Raw genomic sequence first — 20,160 nt, forward strand, 5'->3', positions numbered from 1 at the left:
AGTTGTTATAGTTATATAATGTTGAATAACATGGAAGAAAATTATCTAGCAAAATGGCTCAATAACGAGCTTTCCGAAGAGGAAGTCGCCAAATTTAAGGCGACCAAGGAATATACGTCCTATAAAAAAATTGTGGACGCAACCAATTCCATGGAAGCACCAACATTTGACATGGCCAAAGCCAAAAGGGATCTATATAAAAGAAAAGAAGCAAATGAGACTAAGGTATTGACCTTAAATCCTTATAAAAAATATTTGCGTATTGCAGCTGTTATTGCGGTAATAGTTGGAATATCCTATTTCTATAATGCTCCCACGAACGAAATTGTTAATACTCAATATGCAGAACGTGCAGCTGTTATCCTTCCAGACGATTCTGAAGTACAACTAAATGCAGATTCCCAAATTTCTTACCAAAAGAAAAATTGGAAAGAGAATAGAAATATAGACTTAAAAGGGGAAGCTTTCTTTAAAGTCGCCAAAGGAGAGCGTTTCACCGTATCTACCGATATGGGAATGGTAACCGTTCTAGGGACTCAATTTAATGTAGAAAATAGAGAAGGGATTTTTGAGGTTAGTTGTTATGAAGGATTAGTGAGCGTACTCTATAACCAAAAAGAAACAAAACTTTCGGCTGGGCAATCCCTTGTAGTTATTAACGGACAATTAAAAACTTCTGAATTAGCTAACGGCCATCAGCCGTCATGGTTACAAGATGAGAGTACCTTTAAAAGCATTCCTCTCAAATTTGTTTTGGATGAGTTCCAACGACAGTTTAATATGGAAGTAGAAACCAAAGATTTGGACTTGGAACAATTATTTTCAGGGTCCTTTAGCAATACCGATAAAAATCTAGCGTTGCAGAGTATAAGTGCTCCTTCCGGTCTAAAATATAAAATAGAAGGAGAAAAAGTGCTATTCTATGCCGAAACGCCATAATTACGCTGTACTCCTTATCTATGTCTACCTTTTCCTATCATCACTGTTAGGAAAGGCTCAGGTAGACCCCCAACAAACTGTACCGTTGATTGCCTATATAGGTCAATTAGAGCAAGGGCACAACGTTAAGTTTTCCTATATAGATTCTGACATACGCCCAATTACGATTACCGTGCCTTCTGCACTACTTTTAACTGAAATACTGGCTAATCTTGAGCGACAAACCAACCTACGTATTTCCAAGCTCAACAATCGCTATTATACCATAGTTAAAAACCCGTTGGTAAATATATGCGGTATATTAATCGATAATTTTGAAAACAATACCATTCCCAGTGCTACGGTAGAAGTCCTAGGCACCATAAAGAACGTGATTACGGATGCCAATGGAAAGTTTTATCTTTCTAACATCCCCAAAGACGCCCATTTAGTCATAAACCATCTTGGATATAAGACCAAATATTTCGCAGTTGACGCACTCTTATCTTCACCCCCATGTAGAGAAATTAAAATGGTTGCTAATTATGAACAATTGAATGAAGTAGTCGTTTATCAATTCTTTACTACAGGTATTAATAAGGAGCAAGATGCCAGTATTACTTTAAATACAGGTAAAATTGGCATCTTGCCCGGACTTATAGAACCAGATGTACTACAGACCATTCAGGCCCTACCAGGTATTAAAAGTGTAGACGAAACGGTATCGGATATCAATGTAAGAGGAGGAACCAATGACCAAAACTTAATTTTATGGGACGGTATAAAAATGTATCAATCGGGACATTTTTTTGGATTGATTTCTGCTTTTAACCCCTATATAATAGAAGAAGTAACGCTTATAAAAAATGGCACCAGTGCGGAATATGGAGATGGAGTAAGTAGCGTAATCAGTATTCAGACTGAGAATAAGATAAAACAGAATTTTGTTGGAGGTGCAGGTTTTAATTTATTAAGCGGTGACGTTTTTGGCCACTTACCACTATCTGATAAAATCACCTTTCAGTTTTCTGGAAGACGCTCCACTACCGATTTTGTAAAAACACCCACCTACGACCGATTTTTTGAAAAAGCATTTCAAGATAGCGAGGTAGCAGAAACCAATAGTGCTGAAGACGCTAACATATTAACCCAAAACGAAAATTTCTACTTCTATGATGTAAGCGCAAAGATCCTTTATGACATTACAAATAAACATAAAGCACGACTCAGTTTTATCCACATCAATAATGACCTTAATTATAATGAAACCACTGAGAATGATAACCAAAACAGTAATTTAAAACAAAACAACCTGTCTTTTGGTGGAAGTTTAGAAAGCAATTGGACCTCGCGGTTCAAGACCCACCTCAACCTCTATTACACCAAATATAATCTGGATGCTCAAAATATAACTTCTGAGTCACAGCAGCTATTCCAGAATAACCAAGTATTGGAAAAAGCACTGAAATTAACCTCACAATATAAACTCTATAATACCTTACAGTGGCTTAACGGTTACCAATTAAACGAAACAGGAATTATCAATCACACCTTGGTGACACAGCCCTCTTTTAAAAGCAGTATAAAGGGGGTAATCGTTACACACTCCCTATTCTCTCAACTTGCGTTTAATTCGCTAAACAGCAAATGGTTTGCCCGGGGAGGAATGCGTTTAAATTATATTACAGACTTAAAAACGTTTGACACTTTTGATACTTTTTCCCTAGAGCCCAGATTGAATGCAAGCTATGCTATTAACCCCAACTTAAAAGTAGAAATGTTGGGTGAGTTTAAAAGTCAGACCACCAACCAAATAATCGATTTGGAACAGAATTTTTTAGGTATAGAAAAAAGAAGGTGGATATTATCCAATGAAGAAACCTTACCTATTACCAAAAGTAAACAAGCCTCTCTAGGGCTTAACTACGATAGAAACAGTCTTTATATAGGCCTTGAGGGATTCTATAAAAAGGTAGATGGGGTAAGTACCGCAACTCAAGGATTCCAAAACAAAGATCAATTTAACGGAGAAATAGGAAGTTATGATGTTTCAGGGCTAGAGTTTCTTATCAATAAAAAAACAAAACTGTATAGCACATGGTTAAGCTACACCTATAACTACAATAATTATTATTTTGAGGATCTTGTCCCCCATAAATTCCCAAATAACCTAGATATACGACACACCTTTACCTTTGCTGGCACCTATACCATCAACGATTTTAAAGTTGGACTTGGGGCTAATTACCGGACCGGAAAACCCTACACTCAACCGCTAGAGGGAGACATTGCAATAGACAATAGTACTTTCCCAAATAGGATCAATTACGCGGAACCTAATAGCAGAAGACTTTCTTACTACCTTAGAGCAGATGCCTCTTTTATCTATCATTTTCAGTTGGGAAACCAGATAAGGGCTTCCGTGGGTGCATCTGTATTAAATATTCTTAATAAAAAGAATATTTTGAACACCTACTATCGTCTAAATGATAAAAATGAAATAGAAACTATAAAGCAGGTTTCTCTAGGGGTTACCCCTAATTTTAGCTTCAGATTGAACTTTTAACCCCAGGTAGCTCTCCTCCCCCAGTAGATCAGCATAACTTCCAAATTAAATGACGCTAATACATCACAAAAAAAATCGGAAGCCTTGAGAACCTATTTTTCCCAAAACTTCCGATTTAAACCACTTTATATTTGACTATTTAGCCAAGTCTTTTATTCTAATATTTCTAAACGCAAGTTCCGATCCATGACCAAGGAAAGCGATATGTCCTTTATTTCTTAATAATCCTGGATGATCTTTTTTATCTAAGGTACCATTCTTGGTAGCCTCTTTAATATTTTCATCCACAATTACTTTGCCATTAAGGGTAATTTTTATATGATCTCCTTTCACGATTACTTCTTGAGAGTTCCACTCCCCAACAGGATTTAGTGCTCCTTGCTTGGCCGCTATGATCCCATAAACAGAACCATGATATTGATATGGTTCTAGGTTGGCATAGATTTCTGCAGTATCGTCTAAAATCTGTAATTCCTTACCTGCATAAGCTACATCACCAGTCAATGGAGCGTGAATCCCAAGACCATTATTAGCTCCTGGTGTAAGTTTAAAGTCGAACCTAAAAATAAAATCGGAGTACTCTTCAACAGTATATAAATTTCCGTGCCCTCCTTGTTTTGGACGCACTAGCAATTCATTGTTTTCTACAAAATAATCGGTTTTATTTCCAGTCCAATGATCTAATTCTTTTCCATTCAATAAAGATTTAAACCCTTCTTTCTTTTCTTGCTCGGTCAATTGATCTTCACCAGAACTAATTTCCCGTACATAGATATTTCTAAATCCAAGATCTTCACCATGTGCTTGCAATTCTATAGCTTCTTTAGCAAAGATGGCCTGCTTACGATCCCAATAATTTTCTAACACTACATTATCCGTAACCAAAACTCCATTTAAGTGAACGGTAACGCGTTCTCCAATCATTTTAATCCTAAAGGTATTCCATTCATCCACGGGGTTATCAGCAACTACTAATGGTTTGCTTTCATGCACCTGATTATTATATAGTCCACCAGAACCAACTTGAGCACCTACCTTAACTAAAGCAGTGTCCCAGATCTGAACCTGTGGAGTTCCTCTTAAATAAATCCCAGAGTCTCCCCCATTGGTAATCTTCCAATCTACAATCATTTCAAAGTCACCATAATCTTTAATGGTAGCTATGTTGTTATATCCTTCGCCTTTAAAACCAATTACGCCATCTTCTATATACCAATCCTTCATCATTTGCTCATTGGCTTTAGCCTGTGCCTGCGCTAGCTGTTTCTTAGACATTTTGGAACGTGCAATTGGATTCTGCACTAATCCTTCCCATCCTGTAAAGTCTTCCCCATTAAAAATGGAAACAAAACCTTTCTCATTGGGCATTTTATCTAAAAACTCCTTGACATCAATTTTGATATACTGGCTATCTGGACCTGTAAGGTTATCTACACTCCTAGAAACGATATCCCTTACTACTTCTCCACTAAGGCCATCTTTAACACCTGGTGTTGGCAATGCAATGGCTATAGCAGCATTAGAAGCAGTAGTCAATAATGCTTCATCGTCTAGGTATTCAGACACAAAGACCAAGGAAAGAAAGGTCTTAACGTTTTGTGCTGCTCTCAACACTTGTTGCTTTTCCGCAGTATTTTTGGCTTCAGGCATCAACTTTCTTATTAAAAGTAATTTTTGATCGGCCGGAACATTGGAACGCACTACTTTAGAAAGATAATTTGAAAAGGATTTCTTCCTAATTTCTCCATCCTGAGCATTCTTAGCAGATTCGAAAAGATATGGAATAGCATCATTGTTTTTCCAATTAGACAAGGCGTTTAACGCTATAATTCTTTCCTTCTCATTTCCTTTAGATAATTGATCAGAAACCAGTTTCAATGCTTTCTCACTACTCAATGAAGCCAATACCGGTAACAATTTGGATTTATCCGATGCTGTCTCATAGGCATCGTATAGTTCATTAGAAAACTTTCCGTTTCCGTTATTTACAATATGTAATAGTGCTCTTTGAGTGCTCTCAATATTATCGATATTTTCAGTTTTGTCCAACAGCCCCAATAATACAGATAGATTTTTTTCTGAAGCCACAGAAGATAGCGCATTGTATACGGCACTATTTACCTTTTCGCTCCCATTATCCAGCTGACCCAAAAGCGTATTAAACTGATCCTTGGCATCCCTGGCGGATAATACATTTACCAAAACCACTTTAGCATCTTCACTAACGTTTGCTAATTGATCTGCCAATAATTTATTATCCTCGGCACTTACCAACCTCAATAACGTTTCTTCAATTGCTTTAAACTCAGAAGAAGTAGTAGCGGTTTTTAAACTATTGAACAATAATGGCAAAGCTTTAGCTTTATCTTGATAGGACAATGCCTTAATTCCAGCTGTACGTACCTCACCATCTTTATCTTTAAGCGCTCTTAAAACAACGGATTGAAATACAGCTTCATCCTTGTTTTTCTCAAGCATTCTAATAATTAGTGGCTTCGTATCTACAGCGGCTCTTCTATACTGTTTTGCCCATTTAGCTACCTCTGCAGAAGAAAGGTCTCCACCAGCAGCATCCAATACAGCCCCTACATAAGCGTTGCTTTTATTTTTAGACTCCTTTATCAAGAGCTTAGTAACACCACTACCTTCATTTTTACCTAAAATATGTAGTCCTGCAGCTCTAAAATGCAATTGATCTTCCCCTTTACAATTTTTAAGCAAGGAATTGGCCACTAAATTACTTGACTTTTTATCGCCTTTTTTCTGTAAGCTGTTCCCATAATGGATAAAGGCCAATATACTTTTAGTATTATCTAGGTTGTAGTTGGACTTAGCAGCCCAGTTCTCCAACACCTGGTAAGAAGCGGGGCTGGCAATATTGGCCAAAGCCATTAGTGCACGTTCTTGCACTACTATCGAAGAAGAGGCTAATGAAGCATTTATAACTCCTTCTGCTGGTTCAAATTTTAAATCTCCCAAAGTGTAAATAAAATCTGCCAACTTATCTCCTTCAGCGGTCTTTGCAGCTTCTAAAATAGCATTAGCTGCGTTTGCAGTCCCTATAGAAGCTAAAGCTGCAAGGGCAGGCTTATACAAGTCATCATTTTGAAGGTAGGCACGTAAAGCCGATACAGATGCATCCGTACCCGAAAAGATGAGTCGGTCTATAAGAAAGGTTTTCACCTCATCGTCCGATGCTTTATCCAAAGCTTTTAATATGGCGTTTTCAACCACCCCATTTTGGATAGTAGGTTGTAATGATCCGCTATAGATTGCTAAACTATTTATGGCATATCTCGCTTTGGTGTCGTTCCCTGTACCTAAAGGAATCAACATATCTGTAAATTTCAATACACCTTCTTCCCCTAACTCAATTACCTCATGCATTAAGCGATCGGAATGCTCCAAATCCTCTGCTGGCAATTGTGCCAAAATATCAGCAACTTTAGTATCCAGGGTCCTGTTGTCCTGTGCAATTATAACTTGTGTGCTTACAAACAACAATAGCACACCTATAATCTTATATAAATTATTCATCGTATAAATTCTTAGTATTGATTAATATGCCCAAGAGGTTCTCATGGGTTGATCGATCAGCCTATTAGCTTCCTCGTCATTGATAAATTCCTGCTTAACAGGATCAAATTCCAAAGTTCGTCCCAAACGAAGTGCCACAAGCCCCATATTGACAACGGTACAAGACCTATGCCCGTTTTCCTCATTTAAAGCAAATTTCTTTCTGGTTTTTACCGATTCGGAAAAAACAGTAATCTGCTCCTCTGGATCGGGAATACTATTGATTAAGCCCTCAATATTAGGGATAGTAGATCTAAATCCGTTATATATCTTTCCATTTGGACCTTCGATATAAGCCGCATCCTTATCTTTATTTTCACCATCCAAAATAATCTGGCAACCATCTGCATAGGTGTAAACTACTTTTCTCCAGCTGCCAATAGCATCATAATGTTGCTCTGGGGCATCTACTTCAACTTTTACAGGGCTTGTATTATCTTTTCCAAGAAAGTATTGTACTGGATCTATATAGTGCTGACCCATATCTCCTAATCCTCCTCCATCATAATCCCAATACCCTCTAAAGGTACCATGTACCCTATGCGGATGGTAAGGCTTCTCTGGGGCTGGTCCTAACCACATATTATAATCTAGTTCTGACGGTACAGGTTGTGGCGTTAAATTTTCTTTTCCTACCCAGTAAAACTTCCAGTTAAAACCAGTTACACCACTGATCGTCACTTTTAAAGGCCATCCTAATGCCCCACTATCTACTACCTTCTTTAATTTTCTAACGGGAGTCCCCATTCCGTAAAAGTTATCTTTAAAACGGAACCAAGTGTTTAATCGGAACATTTTCCCATGCTGCTGCATTGCCTCTACCACTTTTTTTCCTTCACCAATGGTTCTGGTCATAGGTTTCTCACACCATACGTCCTTACCAGCTTCCGCGGCCATGATAGACATTAATCCGTGCCAATGTGGTGGTGTTGCGATATGGACAATATCTACGTCCGGTCTTTGTAACACCTCCCGGAAATCCCGATATCCCGTTACACCACTACCCACTTTTTTAAGGGTATTGGCCAAGTGATTCGCATCTGCATCACAAATTGCCAATAGTTTTGTACCCTCATAGGTTAAATGACCCTGTCCCATTCCACCAACACCAATAACTGCCTTGGTTAATTGGTCACTGGGAGCTATAAAACTAGGTCCTCCCATCACATGTCTTGGAATAATACTGATCCCTGCAGCTGCCACAATGGATTTTCTTACGAAATCCCTACGGCTTGTTGAATTTTTCTTCATCGATTCCTATACTATTTCTATTAATTATATGAATAAGTGCTATTTAATTGCTCAAAGAAACAGCACAATGCGTAAAAATAGGGGTAATAATTGGGGTAATATTCCTGAAAATTGTAAAATACTTGTTAAAATTATACTCTAGTTGAAGATAAATATTAAGAAGCACTTATTAATTCCTCAAATTTTATGGGGTACTTTTCTCCATAAAGTTTATTGTACAGCTTAGTAAACTTATCATAGATAGAATGCGCTGTACTTAAATTACCTTGCTTTATCAATATTTGTAATCTAAGTTGCAAGGCAGTTTCATTTAGATCATCATAAATGTGCATCACTGAAACAAGATCTTGAAGCAAAGAAATATGCTCTTCTAAATTTAGTAATAATGCAACTTCTTGGCACAAGTCCAGGATATCATTGCTTAATCTTTCCACAAATGGATCTAACCAATCATCTTCTATATTTGCCAAAAATCGCTCTTCTTTGAGTATTCCCAACAACTTTCGTAATCCTCCTTCCCTTTGCCCCACTCCAATATCCTCTTTCCCAAAAATGTTCAGGTAATGCAAAACTTCTTGATACTCCCAATAACAATCTTCGGCCACTTCTAAAAACCAGTTCTTTTCCCTGAAAACTAATTGAATTGTAGTAGAGTCCGCAAGAATAGCCCTTAGGTTTTGGATATTTGTTCCCCTCGTATTTTTTGCGCTACTTGGCGTCATCCCTGGCCATAGATATTCTGTAAGCTTTTTTGTGCTTATCCCTTTTTTACTCCCTACGCTGTGTAGCATCACTATAAGAAAAAGTTGTTTAAGTTTTGGGGAGAGCTTCTTAGCTATATCCGTCCCATCGGCAACAATAATTTTAAGCGGACCAAAACATAGTATTTTTTCCTGGCAGGCAGATATCTCCTGAACTACAGTTGTTTTTCTCACCTCCCCCACCTTTGTATACGCTGGGTGATTAAGAACTTTATTTTTACCCTTTCTTTTGTTCCAAAAATAGAGCGCTATCAAAGGCACTACCACCACCATTATTATTGAAATGATAAATTTGAATATTCCATAAGACTCTTCTGGAGAGGCATCTAAAAACTCATCTCGTATCTCATCTGGATTAAGCTCTCTATTCCATATCTTGATATAATCCATATAGCCTACGAAAAATTCCTGCCATAAGTTACTCCCTACAACCAAATTGTAATCAGACGTATCGTAATCCTCGATCAACTGAATTTTATCTGTTTGGACCCCATTTATAAAAAAGGAAAGGTCACTATTTAATTTAGAATGCACTAAGGCTACTTGAGTCCATTCATTTAAAGGCACAGGTGAAGTTCGGGATATATAATCCTTTATATCGGCCATGGTAAACGTAAGGAAACCATCATGTAATTTTAATACAAAATTCTCACCTTTTCCTAAGATGCTATTATTCTTTCCTAAGACTGTTGGCTTTATCCAAGCTGAAATAGTAAAACTGCTCTGTAAGGCCATTCTACTATCCAAACCTGCATCCATATAGGCTCCATTATTAAAATACCCTACCTTACCACGGCTCCTATCCTCAAATAAATCGACTTTATTGACAATTAGCTCCCTATTGTTTTTCCTGATGTTGTTTTTAATAGTAGGACTAAAGGAAAAATAATCTGTAAGTCCATATTCGGGATCTAAGGGAAAACCAACAAATTCCTTTAAATTTCCGCTATTATCGGAAGTAGTACGAATAATATCCGGAGAAAAATAAAATCCAGCCTTATGTGGAATAAATACAGGCAATTCTCCTTTTGAAAGGATTGGAAAACTAAAATTCCCATTTACTCTAAGATCACTATGGTTTTTAAACCCCACACCATCTAGCAATCGGCCTTTTGACGTAACCGTTCCAAAAACACGTTTTATCTGGTTAAGCCCCTGCACTATACTATCTATAAATATAAAATTCTCTGGATCTCCTTGAATTAAATTTGGCAATCTTCCCGTTGTCCTCCAAAATTTTACCAAAACACTATCACGCACAGCTTCCTTATCGTTAACTGTCACTAAATTCAGCTCCCCCTCCGCCGTAAAGTGCAATATATCTTTTGATGTTGTTTTGCTATCCCTTAAAATGGTATCTACCACATTAAAGGGCACGAGTTGGGCTTTATTTTCAGGAAAGATTACTCTGTTATGATTTGCACCACTTAGAATTAGCAAATCACTCTTTTTAGCCATCAACTCCTTTAATACAGGTAGATAATCCTCTTTAAATTCTAAGATATATACCGCTAAGGGAGATTCTCCCTGAGTTAAAAATGACAAATTGGAATCATCTATCCTATCGATATCTACCAATACATACGACTGCGATCTAATCTTCCATCTATCCTCCTCTGAAAGATTTGAAAAATCCTGGGAAACCCCCTCCCATATAAAGAAAAAGAATAACAGGGTATGCGCAAATAAAAGTACAGATTTTTTAGACAAAATATAGGTAGCACCCAGCATAAGGGCCATTAGATTATTCTCGCAATTTAATAAGAATAAATAGAAAACCCACAAAAGACCTATGCACAAAAGAAAGCCACTTTAATAGTAAAGCAACTTCAATAAAGCTAGAAAGAATTAAAACTCCACTGTCCTTACATTCTTTCAGGAACCTGAATTCCTAATAGCGAGAAGGAAGATTTAATGATTTCACCCACTTTCTTCGCCAATTGAATCCTGAATTTTCTTTTGATTTCATCCGTTTCTCCCAATATAGACACATTTTGATAGAAGGAATTAAATTCCTTCACTAGATCATAGGTATAATTAGCCAATAGAGCCGGACTAAAATTATCAGCGGCTAGCAGTATTGTTTCGGGAAACAACTGAATCTGCTTTAACAGTTCCTTTTCTTTTTCATGAAGTTCCAACAGGTCTGTAGTTTCTGAAATGTCATAATTAAGCTCCTCTCCTTTCCTAAGTATAGACTGGATCCTTGCATAAGTATATTGAATAAATGGACCTGTATTTCCTTGAAAATCCACAGATTCTTCTGGATTAAAGAGAATACGCTTCTTGGGATCCACTTTAAGAATATAATACTTAAGTGCGCCCATCCCTATTACTTTATAGAGTTCTTGCTTCTCCTCTTCCGAATAATCCTCCAACTTACCTAGTTCTTCAGAAATTTCGGCAGCGGTACGGGCCATATCATCCATGAGCTCATCTGCATCTACTACGGTCCCCTCTCTACTTTTCATCTTACCACTTGGCAAGTCTACCATCCCATAACTTAAATGGTATAGATTTTCCGCCCAATTGAATCCTAGCTTTTTAAGGATAAGAAACAGCACCTTAAAATGATAATCCTGTTCGTTACCCACGGTATATACCATTCCTGCAACGTCAGGATTATCCTTTACCCTTTGTATGGCTGTACCTATGTCTTGCGTCATATATACTGCGGTCCCATCGGATCTTAACACTATTTTTTCATCTAGACCTTCATCTGTCAGGTCAATCCACACACTCCCATCGTCCTTCTTATAAAAAACACCCCTTTTAAGGCCGTCTTCCACAAAATCCTTACCCAACAAATAGGTATTACTCTCATAATACAGTTGATCAAAATCTACCCCTAGATTCTTATAAGTAACATCAAACCCATCATAAACCCATGAATTCATCGTTTCCCAAAGCGCTACAACTTCAGGGTCGCCCGCCTCCCATTTGCGAAGCATTTCTTGCGCTTCTAAAATTATTGGCGCCTCCTTCTCAGCCGCATTCGTATCAACGCCTTCTGCTACAAGTGTCGCTATCTCTTCTTTATAAGCCTTGTCAAAAGCCACATAGTAATTCCCTACCAGCTTATCGCCTTTTAAGCCAGTGCTTTCAGGTGTCTCTCCATTTCCAAATCGCTTCCAAGCGAGCATACTTTTACAAATATGGATTCCCCTATCATTTATAATCTGAGTCTTATACACCTTTTTCCCTGCAGCTTTAACGATCTCCGCTACGGAATATCCCAATAAATTATTACGTACATGCCCCAAGTGCAAAGGCTTGTTGGTATTGGGTGAGGAATACTCCACCATAACAGCCTCATCCTGCTTTTGAGAAACGAGACCAAAATTTGGATCCATTAAAATTCCATTGAAAAACTGAAGGTAATAAGAATCACTAATAGTAATATTTAAAAAACCTTTAACTACATTAAAATCCTTCACCTCTTCTATCTCATCCTTTAAAAACTGACCTATTTGCTCGCCAATTTGTACAGGATTCCCTTTTACTACTCGTAACATTGGAAAGACTACTACGGTAATGTCTCCAGCAAAATCCTTTCTGGTAGGCTGAAACTCTACCGTAGGCAAATCTACTTCATATATTGCAGTTACCGCTTCCTTTACCTTCTGGGATAAAACTTCTTGAATGTTCATTAAAAATTGGTGTTTAAGGCTGCAAAATTAAGCATTTTTATTGTTACGACGAGATCTTTAGCCCTCACCACCATTGAAGTAAGAAGAATTCTTTAACTTTATATCAAATACCACTATTAAAATGCTTCTCAACGTATCATATAATAACAAAGAAATTTTCCGAAAAATAGAAAAGGAGGTAGGTAAACCATACTCATTTATAAAGCGATTTGCCCTAGATGGAATTGGGTCACCAAAATTGCATATTATAGATAGTAGCATCCATATTAAAAACCTTTTAATTTTAGATAATAACACGGATTCTTGCAATATAGAACTTCGTCCTAGGGGTATAATTATACGTTTTAGATCACTTTTGGAGACTTTTGGATTAATTATTCCTTATCACAAACTATCTCTTAACAAGACTGACTTAGGAATTTATACCATTTATAGGGACCAGTACTTCATCCAAATTAGAGCAGATACCAAGGCCAGTCAAAAATTTTTCGCTAAAATGTTAGGACATAGAGCAGACAACACTCCTATCAACATTGAAGATCTATAAGTGGATAGCAATAAACCCTCTTCCCTTGCTTAAGGTGGCAAAAGATGAAACGTGTTACCTGTCACTGATAGGGAGTGCAAAATATTATCAACCATTCAACTAAAGACCGACATAATTAAAGCGCTAGGCCCCATTTTTAAAAATCCATTACTTTCAATTTCCATTGGGATTTTATCCATCTTGACATTAGTGGTATTCATAGCTACCGAATATAGTTACAACGCCATAGAAACCATCTCAATATGGGTACGTAGTTATTTTGGGCAATTCTACCTTTACCTTGGGCTCGGTTGTGTTTTACTTTTGATAGGCATTGCCGTTTCGCCGTTGGGGAAAATTAAATTGGGAAAACCTTCAGAAGCACCAGAGCATAGCTTTTGGGCATGGTCAGCAATGCTATACAGTGCTGGGATGGGAGCAGGTATATTATTACGAGCGGTACAGGAACCAGTTTTTATGCAACAACATCCACCCTACCCCTCACAAGCCTCTCCAGATATCTTAGCCTTAGTATATACCTTTTACCAATGGGGCTTTACTGCTTGGGCTTTTTACGGACTTTTTGCCATGATAATTGGATACTTCCTCTTTGTGAAGAAACGAAAAGTCTTAGTGAGTGCAACAATAGCTGACGTAGTTTCGCATAGGCCCACCAAAACAGGCATAGATATCTTAACTGTAATCACTACCGTATTTGGCCTGGTTGCCGCAATAGGCTTGGGAACCACTCAAATTAATGGGGGAATAAATTTTATATTTTCCGCGCAAAATGGATTGCTAACTACTTTATTTTTAGCCACAATTATTTCCTCCCTCGCCTTTTACTCCGCCTGGAACGGGGTAAACAAGGGCATAAAGGTGATTTCAAAGATAAATATCCTTATCACCATTGCCTTGCTTACATTCACCTTTGTCAACAGCGATATGGGTGCTGTTCTCTTCAATTTTTACAAAGCAACGCTGCAATATATTAAAGACTTTATCCCGATGAGTCTAGCATTTGGTGATTATGATCCGGGCATTGCCTTTCTTACCGACTGGACCTATTATTATTGGGCATTCTGGATTGCTTGGGCACCATTCACCGGAATTTTTATTGCACGTATCTCCAAAGGACGCTCCTTAAGACAATTATTATTAGGAGTGTTGATCGTTCCTAGCTTAGGTACTTTTTTCTGGTTTTCCGTATTTGGAACTTCCGCCTTTCAGCTAATGGAGGTTTGGGGTAGTTACCAGGGAGAATTTAGTGGCGTATTCTCATCCCTATTTATTTTCTTCGCCAATTACCCTATGGCTACCATATTAAACCTGACCACTATTGTGCTTTTGATAGGATTTTTGGTCACCTCGGTAGATTCTGCAGTGTATGTATTAAGTATGTTTTCGGATAATGGCAAAAAGAACCCAAATAAATCACATCGATTGCTTTGGTCGGTTTTTATATTTCTCACTACTGTTGCACTACTTCTTTTGGGTAATGCAAAGCCTGAGATAAATGTATTGATTGCAGCTCAAAAGCTACTGATTATCACCTCACTACCTTTTGCTTTTTTTATGGTTATCATGACTGTAATTTTCCTAAAACAGCTCCTAAAACAAAAAAAACTTCCTTGATTAAGGCATAAGCATGACGCTTAATAAGGAAGATGATCTGTTTCTTAAAGATTAGATTATTCTTTTGGCAAAAACACTTCTGCCATCATACATCTTGCACTGCCTCCTCCACAGGTTTCAATGGTCTCCAAAGAACTGTGCACAATACCACAGTGCTTTTCTAGTGCAGCAATTTGGTCAGGCCTAAGACTCTTGTACGCAGCTGTACTCATCACTAGAAATCGCCTATTTCCCATACCTAGTACCTGAAGCATATTCCCAGCAAACTGGTGCATTTGGGCCTCTGAAATAACAATTAATTCTTTCCCGTCTTGTTTTAAATGAGAAACCACATTTTTCTTTTCCCTTTTATCATCTATAGCATCTAAGCAGATTACTGCAAATGTTTCAGCCAAGCACATCATAACATTGGTGTGATAAATTGGCTTTCTTTGCCCACTCACAGACTGGTAAGCAGTGAATATAACAGGAGTGTATTCAAAATCTTCGCAAAATTCTATTAAAAGGTCTTCATCGGCGCGTTGGGAAAGTGCACAATAGGCTTTTCGGTTTTCCCTATCCAATATTACGCTACCGGTAGCTTCAAGAAAATACCCTTCGTCCTCAGCAGAAGTATAATCAATGATATTACGGATAACAAATCCTTTCTCCTCCACTACATCCAACACATCTTCCCTGCGTTCCCTCCTTCTATTTTCGGCAAACAAAGGATAGAGCCCTACAGTCCCATCTTCATGAAAAGATATCCAGTTGTTGGGGAACACTGCATCAGGAGTATCTAGCTCCTTAGTATCCTTCATAACAATTACATTAACACCCTTTTCCCTAAGCACTAGAACAAAGGCATCAAATTCTGCCTGAGCTCTACTATTTATTTCCTTATTTTTTAAATCAATATCCTCCTGAAAGTAATTATTTACTGCAGTTTGTTCGTTCATCCGAAAGTTTTCGGGACGAATCATAAGAATGGTATTTGTGATCTGCATTATTTTTATTTTATAATATTTGAAATATTAATCCTCTACTAGATGAAATAGAACATAAGTCCAGATCAGCAAAGGGTTTAAAACCACTCTTGTATAAACTAATATAGGTTTGCCAAATTTATACTTTATTGCCCTAAAAAATCTACCATATGTTTTGCTTAAAGCAACTAAGACTTGCATCCCATATTCTAGGTTGCGCTTAATTATGGATCTTTCTAAAGGATTTTAAATACGAGAACATAAAGTTGTATTACTCTCTAACTAAAGGTAAGGTACTACACCTTAATAAACCTTCTTGTTTAGCTATCTCTGCATAGGGCACCTCCTCTACCACAAACCCTCGTTGCCGCAACCAGTTGTTCAATCGGGTAAAATTACGCTCGGATACCACCACAGTAGGCGAAATGGAGAAGACGTTACTCATCATACTATACATCTCCTCTTTAGTGATCTCAAAAACTTTATCTTTTCCAAAATAATCTATCAACCACTGGTATTCCTCCTCCATTAGGAATCCATTCTTATGCAAGATGGCCATATCCTTTCCTATAGGTTGAAAACAACAGTCTAAATGAAGTGCATTTTCCCTAGGATCGGTATTGGATTTCCGAAGCTCGAATGATTTTACAATTTTATTTGGAAATTTCTCTCTAATAAAATCGACAGCCGCACTATTTGTCCTAGCGGTAATGTAGTTTGAATATTCGGGTCCGGAATAGGTGCCTATAAAAATATATTCTTTCCAGGGCATAACATCACCACCTTCTATATGTACTTCTTTAGGAGGATAAATAATTTGATCTTCATCTATTTTTTCCAACACATATTTTATAGCGTGGAACTCTTCCTCCCTATCTGGAAGAATATTTGCTTTGATCAGCTTATCTTCAATGACGAATGCAATATCCCTGGTGAAAATTTGGTTACAATCTGTTATGACCCTTGGCCTAAACACTTGAACACCATACTTTTTTAAGACTGTGGCAAAGGCATCCATTTCCTGCACCATGTCCACCTCCTTAGGGTAGGTGCCGGCCAAAATGTGTTGCAATGACTTTGGATCGTATGCCTGCTCTGCTAAAGGAACGGGACCGCTACTTAACGCCGTCCCCAACACCACCGATTTTAAATTTGAAGTTTCGTCTTTAATATTCAACTTAAGCATAGCTGATTTTTTAAACAAATATAGAAAATACTTGTGCTTATAAAGTAAACAGCCCCAAGTATAAAGACTACTAGGGGCTGCTATAATAATATTATAATTTATTATCTTTTATCTACCGCAACAAATTCTCTTGAGGCATGTCCAATATATACCTGTCTTGGACGGCCAATTGGTTCATTCTTGAGCCTCATTTCCCTCCATTGAGCTATCCAACCCGGTAGACGACCCAACGCGAACATAACCGTGAACATCTCTGTTGGGATACCCAATGCTCTATATATGATGCCCGAATAAAAGTCAACATTTGGATATAATTTTCTATCTACGAAATATTTGTCACTCAAGGCTTCTTTCTCTAATCCTTTAGCTATATCCAAGATAGGATCTTCCACCCCTAGATCGCCCAGCACTTCATCTGCTGCTTTCTTAATTATTTTAGCCCTTGGATCAAAATTTTTATACACTCTATGCCCAAAGCCCATTAATCTAAAAGGATCATTCTTGTCCTTAGCTTTGCTCATATATTTTTTAGTATCTCCACCGTCAGCTTCAATAGCCTCCAACATTTCTAATACTGCCTGGTTGGCCCCGCCGTGCAAAGGACCCCATAATGCAGCGATCCCTGCCGATAACGATGCAAAAAGTCCAGCATGTGACGACCCCACCATACGAACGGTAGAAGTAGAGCAGTTTTGCTCGTGGTCTGCATGCAAGATCAATAATTTATCCAATGCATCTATGACCACTTTATTCTTCTCATATTTATGGTTTGGCCTTTTAAACATCATTTTATGAATGTTCTCTACATATCCTAGCGTATCGTCTCCATAATCTAACGGCAATCCTTTTTTCTTTCTTAAGGTCCATGATACCAGTACTGGGAATTTAGCCAATATTCTAACGATTGCCCAATACATCTCCTTTTCGGAGGTTACGTTTACGGAGCTAGGGTTAAAAGCAATCAATGCAGAAGTTAAACTTGTAAGCACTCCCATTGGGTGTGCCGACTTTGGAAAACCGTCTAGGATTTTCTTCATTTCCTCATCTACATGGGATTCTCCCTTAATATCGTTATGAAACTTATGTAATTCCTCTTGGTTAGGTAACTCACCAAAAATTAACAAATAGGCTACTTCTAAAAAATCTGCCTTTTCCGCCAATTCTTCGATTGAATATCCTCTGTACCTTAGAATACCTTTTTCTCCATCAAGAAACGTGATGGCACTTTCACAAGAGCCCGTATTCTTAAATCCAGGATCGATGGTTATCATTCCCGTTTCAGAGCGCATAGTTTTAATATCTATGGCTAATTCATTCTCAGTACCTTTAATTACCGGAAATTCGTAACTCTTTCCAGCATATTCCAATCTTGCGTTATTTGACATTTCTTAGCTTCCTATTTTTTTGATTAATGGTAAAATTACTAAAAACACCTAAGTTTAACAATGCAGGATTTCTTATTTTACAAATTATTATGAAATCTACCTTATCAACCTAAAGCTTTTATTTATCGATTAATGGAATACAAATATTTATAATAGTCATCTAGGGATTTTTCCCAAGTAAACCTCATTTTCTTAGCATTAGCGCCAATCTGATCCCATTTAGGTTTGTCATTGATATAAACATCCATAGCTTGATCCATTACCTCCAACATATTTTCTATTTTTTCATCATAGGTTTTACCATCAAAGGTAAATCCTGTTTTCATATGTTTAACCGTATCTTTTAGTCCACCTGTATTATGTACTAAACAAGGATTTCCATTTCGCATGGATAACATTTGACTAATTCCACATGGCTCAAATAAACTGGGCATAAAATATAGATCAGTTTCCAAATACATTGAGTCTATAAGGTCTTCGGATTGCCCATTGGTAAAGATAAAATTATCATGCTCGTAACTCAATCTTCGAAACAACTCCTCATAATCTGGAGCTCCCGTACCTAAAAGCATAAAAATTCCATCAACCTTTTTAAGTTTCTCTAAGATAGCAACAAAAGCCTCAGGTGATCGTTTAAAAAAATAAAACTTTTGCTCGGTCAATCTCGCCACGCTAGAGACAATAAATTTAGGTCTATTGGAAACATACTGCATTACTTTCTCACCGGTATGCGCTAAAAAGTCGGCTTTATATTTCTTATCCTCGTCCTGCAACCAACCAAAAAGAGCCTTTACAGTGTTCCGGTAAATAAATCCCTTTTCCGCTACTCTAATATTTTTATAGTTAGCTCCATTTAAGATACCAAATAGCCTCCCCTCGTTATTTGCTAGTTGTAGGTCGGACTCAAGGCCTTCTCCTCCTATAAATTCTGGCGGCGCACTAGGTTTAAGCACATCTTCCTTATAAGACGGTGATACTGTATGCACAGAATCTGCCAATCTAATCCCCACAGCCATGAGGTTTATGCAATCCTGATAACGATGGTCCCTCAACTTTTCCTCATCAATTGGGATATTTGGAAACCAGTTGGACAAAGATGAATAATTATCATAAAATGGTCTTATTCCCTGAATGGCCAAGTTATGTATTGTATACACAAATCGCATTTTTTTCAATACGGTATAGTCAGGATGATACGTTTTAATAAACAAAAGAAGACTGGAATGCCAGTCGTGCATATGTACAATATCTAGATTCCCAAAATAACCTAACTTTATAGCTTCTGCAACTGCGGTACAAAATATGGTATATTTTATGTTATCCGTAAAAAATGGTTCTTCAGGATCGTCATGATAGATATGCCCTATCTCCCCAGCTTTTATTTCGGGATGATGTATTACGTAATGATGTAGATTATCAAACTCTTTTTTAGGGTTAATTTTATAAAGCTCGGCGTCATAGACAATACCCCTTAAAGGGAAAGACATAGTACCGACCAGCGTTCCATTTTGGTGCAATCTGGAATAGGAAGGCACTACAATATGTGCAGAATCTCCCCGCTCAGAGATTTGCCTTGGCACATCCCGGACCACATCCCCCATTCCACCAGCCTTACATTGAGCGATCCCATCATTCTCAGCCGCTACAAATAGAAAATTGATCATAGGTTTGTTTTAAATGGTTAGTTAATTAGTGGATAATATAATTATTTATTTCTGATATATTGACAAACCCCAGCTAT

The 20,160-nt window shown here is 37.5% G+C and carries 12 protein-coding genes; 4 read left to right on the plus strand and 8 right to left on the minus strand.

Annotated elements, in window-relative coordinates:
- Positions 1-30: 30 nt before the first annotated feature.
- Both G466_RS0102530 and G466_RS0102535 read left to right on the plus strand, forming a co-directional pair.
- A complete protein-coding gene (locus G466_RS0102530) occupies positions 31-939 on the plus strand; it encodes a FecR family protein (RefSeq protein ID WP_026812236.1) in 909 nt (302 codons plus the stop codon).
- Positions 923-3,484: a TonB-dependent receptor gene (locus tag G466_RS0102535; protein WP_026812237.1), complete on the plus strand. Its 2,562-nt coding sequence runs from the start codon at positions 923-925 to the stop codon at positions 3,482-3,484. Before G466_RS0102530 ends, G466_RS0102535 begins: the two co-directional genes overlap by 17 nt.
- A gap of 135 nt (positions 3,485-3,619) precedes the next feature.
- On the opposite strand, the gene G466_RS0102540 is transcribed toward G466_RS0102535, so the two are convergent.
- From G466_RS0102540 to argS, 4 genes are all read right to left on the minus strand, one after another.
- Entirely contained in the window at positions 3,620-7,021 is a 3,402-nt protein-coding gene (locus tag G466_RS0102540) for a DUF1080 domain-containing protein (protein ID WP_026812238.1), read from the minus strand.
- Positions 7,022-7,042: 21 nt separating this feature from the next.
- Entirely contained in the window at positions 7,043-8,311 is a 1,269-nt protein-coding gene (locus G466_RS0102545; protein WP_026812239.1) for a Gfo/Idh/MocA family oxidoreductase, read from the minus strand.
- Between the two features lie 155 nt (positions 8,312-8,466).
- Complete coding sequence (locus G466_RS0102550; protein ID WP_026812240.1) at positions 8,467-10,812, minus strand: LamG-like jellyroll fold domain-containing protein; 2,346 nt, start codon at positions 10,810-10,812, stop codon at positions 8,467-8,469.
- 125 nt (positions 10,813-10,937) lie between these two features.
- Complete coding sequence (gene argS / locus G466_RS0102555) at positions 10,938-12,722, minus strand: arginine--tRNA ligase (protein ID WP_026812241.1); 1,785 nt, start codon at positions 12,720-12,722, stop codon at positions 10,938-10,940.
- Between the two features lie 121 nt (positions 12,723-12,843).
- Between argS and G466_RS0102560 the strand changes: the two genes are divergently transcribed.
- Entirely contained in the window at positions 12,844-13,269 is a 426-nt protein-coding gene (locus G466_RS0102560) for a hypothetical protein (RefSeq protein WP_026812242.1), read from the plus strand.
- 51 nt (positions 13,270-13,320) lie between these two features.
- Complete coding sequence (locus G466_RS0102565) at positions 13,321-14,883, plus strand: BCCT family transporter (RefSeq protein ID WP_229797136.1); 1,563 nt, start codon at positions 13,321-13,323, stop codon at positions 14,881-14,883.
- A gap of 56 nt (positions 14,884-14,939) precedes the next feature.
- Here the strand turns inward: G466_RS0102565 and ctlX are convergent, their stop codons facing one another.
- The 4 genes from ctlX to G466_RS0102585 all read right to left on the minus strand — a co-directional run bounded on the left by ctlX (position 14,940) and on the right by G466_RS0102585 (position 20,083).
- Positions 14,940-15,869, minus strand: a complete 930-nt coding sequence (ctlX, locus tag G466_RS0102570) for a citrulline utilization hydrolase CtlX (protein ID WP_034234433.1) — start codon at positions 15,867-15,869, stop codon at positions 14,940-14,942.
- Positions 15,870-16,119: 250 nt separating this feature from the next.
- A complete protein-coding gene (locus G466_RS0102575) occupies positions 16,120-17,034 on the minus strand; it encodes a dimethylarginine dimethylaminohydrolase family protein (protein WP_026812245.1) in 915 nt (304 codons plus the stop codon).
- Between the two features lie 101 nt (positions 17,035-17,135).
- Positions 17,136-18,419, minus strand: coding sequence for a citrate synthase (locus G466_RS0102580; RefSeq protein WP_026812246.1), 1,284 nt, complete (start codon positions 18,417-18,419; stop codon positions 17,136-17,138).
- A 122-nt stretch (positions 18,420-18,541) separates the two neighbouring features.
- Entirely contained in the window at positions 18,542-20,083 is a 1,542-nt protein-coding gene (locus G466_RS0102585) for a glycogen synthase (protein ID WP_026812247.1), read from the minus strand.
- Positions 20,084-20,160 lie beyond the last annotated feature (77 nt).

The sequence above is a fragment of the Arenibacter certesii DSM 19833 genome, assembly GCF_000429545.1.
Lineage (GTDB): Bacteria > Bacteroidota > Bacteroidia > Flavobacteriales > Flavobacteriaceae > Arenibacter > Arenibacter certesii.

Bases quoted from the DNA above. Each gene is read 5' to 3' on its own strand.
- G466_RS0102530 (WP_026812236.1), top strand. From the start codon at position 31: ATGGAAGAAAATTATCTAGCAAAATGGCTCAATAACGAGCTTTCCGAA.
- G466_RS0102575 (WP_026812245.1), bottom strand. From the start codon at position 17,034: ATGCTTAAGTTGAATATTAAAGACGAAACTTCAAATTTAAAATCGGTG.
- G466_RS0102540 (WP_026812238.1), bottom strand. From the start codon at position 7,021: ATGAATAATTTATATAAGATTATAGGTGTGCTATTGTTGTTTGTAAGC.
- G466_RS0102550 (WP_026812240.1), bottom strand. From the start codon at position 10,812: ATGGCCCTTATGCTGGGTGCTACCTATATTTTGTCTAAAAAATCTGTA.
- G466_RS0102545 (WP_026812239.1), bottom strand. From the start codon at position 8,311: ATGAAGAAAAATTCAACAAGCCGTAGGGATTTCGTAAGAAAATCCATT.
- G466_RS0102585 (WP_026812247.1), bottom strand. From the start codon at position 20,083: ATGATCAATTTTCTATTTGTAGCGGCTGAGAATGATGGGATCGCTCAA.
- G466_RS0102560 (WP_026812242.1), top strand. From the start codon at position 12,844: ATGCTTCTCAACGTATCATATAATAACAAAGAAATTTTCCGAAAAATA.
- argS (WP_026812241.1), bottom strand. From the start codon at position 12,722: ATGAACATTCAAGAAGTTTTATCCCAGAAGGTAAAGGAAGCGGTAACT.
- G466_RS0102580 (WP_026812246.1), bottom strand. From the start codon at position 18,419: ATGTCAAATAACGCAAGATTGGAATATGCTGGAAAGAGTTACGAATTT.
- ctlX (WP_034234433.1), bottom strand. From the start codon at position 15,869: ATGCAGATCACAAATACCATTCTTATGATTCGTCCCGAAAACTTTCGG.
- G466_RS0102535 (WP_026812237.1), top strand. From the start codon at position 923: ATGCCGAAACGCCATAATTACGCTGTACTCCTTATCTATGTCTACCTT.